Annotated in this window: 7 protein-coding genes; 3 read left to right on the top strand and 4 right to left on the bottom strand. The window is 53.6% G+C overall.

What is annotated here, in order from left to right; translation table 11 throughout:
* Positions 1–361: 361 nt before the first annotated feature.
* A complete protein-coding gene (locus AC0QHF_RS18625; protein ID WP_324705739.1) occupies positions 362–1,498 on the bottom strand; it encodes a HetZ-related protein 2 in 1,137 nt (378 codons plus the stop codon).
* Between the two features lie 238 nt (positions 1,499–1,736).
* Here AC0QHF_RS18625 and AC0QHF_RS18620 point away from each other — a divergent pair, with 238 nt between their 5' ends.
* A complete protein-coding gene (locus tag AC0QHF_RS18620; RefSeq protein ID WP_324705738.1) occupies positions 1,737–1,910 on the top strand; it encodes a glutaminase in 174 nt (57 codons plus the stop codon).
* Between the two features lie 34 nt (positions 1,911–1,944).
* Here AC0QHF_RS18620 and AC0QHF_RS18615 read toward each other — a convergent pair whose 3' ends face one another.
* Positions 1,945–2,262 carry a hypothetical protein gene (locus AC0QHF_RS18615; RefSeq protein ID WP_324705737.1) on the bottom strand — a complete coding sequence of 106 codons (318 nt, stop codon included), beginning with the start codon at positions 2,260–2,262 and terminating at the stop codon, positions 1,945–1,947.
* A 3-nt stretch (positions 2,263–2,265) separates the two neighbouring features.
* Between AC0QHF_RS18615 and AC0QHF_RS18610 the strand changes: the two genes are divergently transcribed.
* On the top strand, positions 2,266–2,613 hold the full coding sequence (locus AC0QHF_RS18610) for a cache domain-containing protein (RefSeq protein ID WP_324705736.1): 348 nt from the start codon (positions 2,266–2,268) through the stop codon (positions 2,611–2,613).
* A complete protein-coding gene (locus AC0QHF_RS18605; protein WP_324705735.1) occupies positions 2,600–3,778 on the top strand; it encodes a PAS domain S-box protein in 1,179 nt (392 codons plus the stop codon). The genes AC0QHF_RS18610 and AC0QHF_RS18605 overlap by 14 nt, the downstream gene beginning before the upstream one ends.
* A gap of 151 nt (positions 3,779–3,929) precedes the next feature.
* Here AC0QHF_RS18605 and AC0QHF_RS18600 read toward each other — a convergent pair whose 3' ends face one another.
* Together AC0QHF_RS18600 and AC0QHF_RS18595 are read right to left on the bottom strand one after the other, a co-directional pair.
* Positions 3,930–4,121 (bottom strand): hypothetical protein, encoded by a 192-nt coding sequence (locus AC0QHF_RS18600; RefSeq protein ID WP_324705734.1) that lies wholly within the window; start codon positions 4,119–4,121, stop codon positions 3,930–3,932.
* A 293-nt stretch (positions 4,122–4,414) separates the two neighbouring features.
* Positions 4,415–6,343 (bottom strand): glycoside hydrolase family 9 protein (locus AC0QHF_RS18595; RefSeq protein ID WP_324705733.1); only part of this gene is annotated, 1,929 nt, incomplete at its 5' end.

The following is a 6,343-nucleotide window of genomic DNA, read 5'->3' as shown; positions in this document are numbered from 1 at the left end:
GCGATCGACATTGCGCCAGCCGACGCTGCCATCGGGCTCGACAAAATAACAAGCTTGGCCGGTGGTGGGGTCGGCAAAGATGTCCTTCCGGGGTTCGCTGTACAGGTCCCAGCGACTATATTCCGGAGCCCAGCGTGTCCAACAGCCATTTTCTTGGATCGCCCAGAGTCTATTCATAATTCTTTACGTTTTGGGTTGACGAATGAGTGGATCACTCAACGTCAGATTGTACCAGGTTTGGAGCCAGCTTGGATAACTTTTTCAACCCGATCGCGCCGGGGTTAAAATTGACAGTAATGCCAGGTATTTGATCGCAGTTGTCCCCCATTCTCTCTGGTGGCGCTAAAGCGCAACAACGGGGTTAAGCATCGGAGGAATCCGAAGACCGGTTGCGGATAGTTTGGGCGGCGAGGTAAATTTTTGTCCATTCGCCCTGTACTTGGGAGACTTTTAAATGCAATTGTTCGGCGATCGCCTTGATGGAATCTTTCGCTTTCAGGCGGTCGATAATTTGCCGCTGGGTGGGGGTCAAACCGCCCCACAATTCATCCCATTCGGTTTGGGTCAGGCCGAGGCGGTGGGTGGCGAGGGAGGTTCCCAGCCAGTCCGTCACCAGTTCCGGCGCCTGTTTGAGGGTAAAATTGCGGACGGCGTGATAGCCGACTTTTTCCCGAATTCGGTAGACTTGTTTGACGGGCAATTGTAACTTTTCCGCGATCGCTTCTTGGGTGTATCCCTGCAAATAAAGTTCCAGCCAGGTCGCCGCCACGGGATCGACTTTTTCCTTCAAATAAGTGGCGAATTTTGTTTTCACCAACTCCCGCTGAAGTTGCTGGTCGGCGATAAATTCGATGTCTTCGTATTCCGCGATCGCGCGATCGTCGAGGAGGCTGATCGGCTCGTCCCCGTCCCCGACGACGATTTCCTCCGAAACCTGCTTCACCCACTCCCCGCCGGGTACTTGGGTGAGTCCCCCCCGGTGGGAACGACGCAGGTAGTTGACAAATCGATACACCAACAGCGGTTGGTTGCGGACGGGCCGCAGGCAGTATTCCTCCACCGCCGTCAGCAGCAGGGCATTTCGGAGGCGGGAATCGTCGGTGCACTGAGCGATCCAGCGGATTTGTTGTTGCAGGTGGCGATCGCGGTCCAGCATCGCCTGGACGACCTCTTCGAGCACATCCACCACCTGCCGCTGGCGATCGCGACTCGTGGCCACCCAGGTGCGGATCTTCTGGCGCAGGATGGCCAAACTCCCCAACCGCCGCATCAAATTTCGGTAGGCCTGTTCCGGGGAAACGTCCCAGTAGCGCTGTTGCAGAATCCGGTAGCGAAAATTCAACCCCGCCTCGAAGGCGTTTTGGCGGTCGGGTTCCAGGGTTTCCCAGCGATCGGGATGTTCTCCCAACAGCCACCGCACGACACTCTCGCGGGTGTCGGGACTCATTTCGGGATGGTCGGTTTGCAGGCGGTCCCGCCAACGGTTTTCCAGAGTCATGCAATCGCGCGATCGGGTGGACGTTCGGAGGCTCCAGGGGCAACTCCCTCCCGACAATCATACAACAGCCTCCGAGATCCTTCTCGGTCGTGCTATTTGTGTGGGCGATCGCCGGATCGGGATATTTCTGTCAGTAATTGATGGCCCCCGGTAGTCCCCCTTGCCAAGGGGGACGGCGACAGCCGGGGGTTCTTTGAGCGCATTTTCATCGAGAATTGGCATCAGATCCTAATATTAGATGTTGGGCGTGGGCACGTTTTCGCCCCTCCTCGACGCCAAAGGCAACAGCGTCCGGGGGATCAAAGTCTGCGAAGATCTCTCCCGAGATTTCGGCTTGCACCTGTTCAATTTCGCCGAACCGAAACACAATTTGCAGGAATGGTTGGATGGGGGGAGCGTCGATGATTGGTAACAATCGGGCGGTTTTTTCTTCAGTTTAAAAGGCCTTAAATCTGGCAAAATTTGTCAAAAAAAGACCGATCGCCCCGATTGTAGCGATCGCCCGTCAACCGAAACAGTTGCTCCTCCCTCAAACTCCGAATTGGAATGATTGACACGGAAGCGCGATCGGGAAATAATGGCACCGTATCCCGACGGTACGTTTTCTCCTTCAAACTCGAATATCGCGAACCGACAGCGGGGTAAAACCCGCCCGGTTCGGCGTCATCCGAATTGGCGATCGCTCCGATGCGGTGTATTGCGGAACCAACGACGGAAAGTTTCTCGGGGTGAGCCGCTCGGATGCCGATCCGAAAATATTTCAACTCATGGCGAGCAATCCGTCAACGGACTACATGATGCACTTCCACGGCATCGACGTGAGGGGAAATCGCAGGTTTTTTCTTGAAGAAGTTGCCCCCTACGATCCGCGACTTCGACCTTGGTACAAAGTGGCGATCGCGGCGGGACAACCCACTTGGAGTCCGGTCTATTTGGATTTTACAACCAAACTCCCCACCGTCACGGCCAGCATCCCGGTTTATGAAAAGTGGGGATATCGGTTGCTGGGAGTTTGCGGTGCCGACGTTTTGCTGTCGGAAGAGTTGCGACAATTCCTGAACAATTTGCAAATCGGCGAGTCCGGACAGGCGTTCATTTTTCATGGAGCAGATTAACGCCAACAATCGCATCGCAGTTTTGCTGTGTATCGCGGCGGCGATCGTGGCGATCGCGGTCGGAATTTTGACCTCCCGCTGGATTGCCAAACCGATCCGCGACCTGAGTGAAGCCTCCGCGAAAATGAGCGACGGCAAACTCACGCAGACGGTGAAAGCGAAGGGTGTGGAAGAACTCGAAACCTTGGCGCAGTCTTTTAACCGAATGGCGCACCGATTAAATGAATCTTTTGAAACCTTAGAACGAAAAAATGCCGACCTCAAACAAACGGGAGATGCGCTGGCGATCGCGAAGGAACAATTGGAAGCCATTTTAAATGCCGTCCCCGGTTCCATTTCCTGGATCGATTCGGAGGGTCGTTACATCGGGGTCAACGAATATTTGGCGCAGATGCTCAATTTGTCACGGGAGGAAATTATCGGCCGGGAAGTCGGATTTGTCGATAATAGTCCGGAATTTACAACATTTATCCGCCAGTTTCTCGCCAACTCAGAGCCATTTTCTTCCCGGGTCATTGCGATTCGGGTCGGCGATCGCACCCATTACTATTTGATGGCGGCTCGGAAGTACCAGCAAGGAAACGCGGCCGTCACGGTGGGGATCGACATCACCGAACGGAAAAAAGCGGAGGAAGCCTTGCGGATCGCCGAGGAAAATTACCGCAGTATTTTCGAGAACGCTTTGGAGGGGATTTTTCAGTCGAGCGTGGACGGACATTTCATCAGCGTCAACCCGGCGATGGCGCAAATTTACGGCTACGATTCCCCCCAGGAAATGCTTGATCGCGTCACGGCGATCGCCACCCAAATTTATGTCAATCCGGACGATCAACAGGAGTTTAAACGCCGTCTCCAAAGGGATGGTCAAGTCAAAAACTTTGAATATCAAGTTTATCAAAAAGATGGCCGTATCATCTGGATAGAAGAAGATACTCGCTCCGTGCGGGACAGTCAGGGCAACATTCTCTACTACGAAGGGATCATCCAAGACATCAGCCAGCGGAAGCGAGACGAAGAGGACTTGAAGCGACAAATTCAAGAATTAAAAATCGAAATCGACCAGCAGAAGCGGGAAAAAGATGTCGCCGAAATTACGGAAAGTGACTATTTCAAAGAGCTGCAGATGACGGCGGAAAGTCTCCGATTCGACGATGATGATTGGTAGATGCAATCCAAACCACTCCTCGCCCGAATTGAAACCGGACTCGAACGACGTCATCCCCCGTGATCCGGCGGGCGATCGAGAACCGGCGGGAAGATCCACCTCCACGCCGACAAGCCGGGAACCGCCGCTCCAAATTTGAAACCCGCCGGATTCAGGGGGCGATCGCATCGGGGCTCAACGTCGCCCGCAGCGCCCACCGGGCGCGATAGGTGGGGGAGCCGGTGATCTGCGACACACCGATCGCCACCACGCGATCGCAACTGTATTCTAACCTAGCGCACTCAATTTCATCCGTAATTTCACCGAGTCGCCTGATCGCGATCGCTTCCTTTTCCCGCCACATCCGAGATGATTAACACAGACACCTATTCGGAGCAAACATTTGCACTCACCTCTCGTAGCATCTCTCCTGGATTGAGCTAAATCTTCAGGACTATTGTTAAATTGATAGCAAGTTGAGGGGTTGTCTGGGTCAACTCGAACTCGAAAATCCGATCGCAAAATCCTGCGTCGATTGACGGGCAGGCCCGACTTTCCCTTCGGCTATTTGAGAACACGGTTGAATTAAATCGGCAGCTCGAAAGGGCTGTTTTTTTTTGGCGAACGACGCCGTTGCCTCCGTCGTTCGCCTTGACATTACGGAGCTACAAACTTCGAGAGAAGTTTGATATAACTACTTTGATAATAAATTGCCGGTTCGGTGAATTCCCAAGACGCTTGGAACGGATCGTTCTCGTCCAAATAAGCCTTCATGGGAGGTTCGTCAACCTGGGTTTGCAACTCTCCACCACTGTAAAATTGATTGGCACCGCCCGTCAAATAGCCCGGAGCCGGACCGTTGGAAGAGGTCAAAGCATTGTCGTAAATCCCGTCTCCAAACCATTCGTGGTACATTTCATTCGCCGAATTTTCCGCACCGTATTCATACATATTGCTCAGATAAACCATATTGAGCGGGTTGACGCCGTGCAGGTAATGGAGGTGGCTCAAAGCTCGGGCTTCGTAGCTCTCCGAATTTTCCGGGTCAATTTCATACAGCACGGCATCATAATTGGTGTTGCCATAATTGGCTTGAACTTCGTTGCTTCCCCAGTGATATTGGTCGTCCTCCATGTAAGCCCGGTAAGGGGTGAGGGTGGGATTTGAGCCGTAGGATAGCGGGTTGTAAAGAACCATGTCTTGAAAGCGATCGCGCAGTTCGGTTTTGAGGGTTTCATCCGCCTCGGGAAGTCGGGTGTAAAACAGGAGGGCATCCCCTTCAAACGCACGGTATCGCGACCAGGTATAGTCCAGAAAAGGCTGGGTTTTATCGAGGTTTTCGCGGAGGTTATCTTCATATTCCGCCTCTCCCGTGAGGGCAAATAAGTAGCTCGACGCCACCACCGATCGCGCCTCCTGTTCCGCCAAACTCAGATCGGCATCGCCCGCTTTAATTTCCAAGTCGTCAACATCTTCGGTTTTGGGGTTGCTTTGATACCAGTCCCAGGCTGCGATCGCCCGCCGTTGCAACTCTTCGGCGTCGGCTTCCAAGGCGGGAAACTCCTTCAAAACGAGGGCGGCGTGGGCGAACATTCCCGCGGCCGAAATACTGGCGGCGGAAGATTTGGGTCCGTAATATCGGGGGCGATCGTCGAGGCAGGGGCGTTCCGCCGCATTGTTATCGAGGTTTCCCAATTTAATAAATACTCCCCCGTCATCGTCCTGCATTCGCATCAGCCAATCCAACTCAAATTTGATTTCGTCAATCAGGTCGGGAATCTCATTTCCCGATTCCGGAATGTTGAAATCGTCCGTCCAAATTTCCGGGTTTTCAGAGTAAGCCGTCAACAGTTGGTGGACGGGTTTGCTGGCAAATGTCACGTACTTGTTGGTATCTCCCGCGTCGAACCAACCGCCGCGCATATCCCGGGCCAGTTCGGGGTTATCTTTATCGTGGATATATCGCGCTTCCGTATCCTGTCCGGGTCCGAGAAAAGCCGCCCCGTCCGTCCACCTGGGATCGGCGTAGGGTTCTTCTTTGGCAAAGCCGCTGCGCTGATAATAGAAGGTTCGGGTGGCGGCGACGAGAATCTCTCGGTAAACATCTTCGGCGATGTCAAATTCAAACGATCGCTCCCCCGTTTCCGCATCGAAGACGTAGTAGGAACCCGGCGTCGTCACCTCCGAAAAGTCGAACCACCAGGCGCGATCGCCCGATTGAGAATGCACCTGGCCGTCCATCCACTGTGCGATCGTTCCCGAATAAACCATTTCCTCGGAATCTGCATTCCAAATTTCATAGGTCGTTCCGGGAGTGAAATCCTCGTCGCCATTAAACCCGACTTCCGGATCGACAATCACGGCAACCTTGGGATCTTGGGGACGATAACCAAACTGATCGACGATTATGTAATTACCACTTTCCTGAATATCGGCAGTTTCGTCAACTACCGGTTCGGATTCCTCATCGGGAGTATCGGCGACAACGGGAGTTTCCGTTTCCTCATCAGGAGTATCGGCGACAACCGGAGTTTCCGTTTCCTCATCGGCAGTTTCGACGTCCTCATCGGGAGTATCGACGACAAC

The organism is Lyngbya sp. CCY1209 (assembly GCF_055795065.1).
This window is presented reverse-complemented; position numbering and strand designations above follow the sequence as displayed.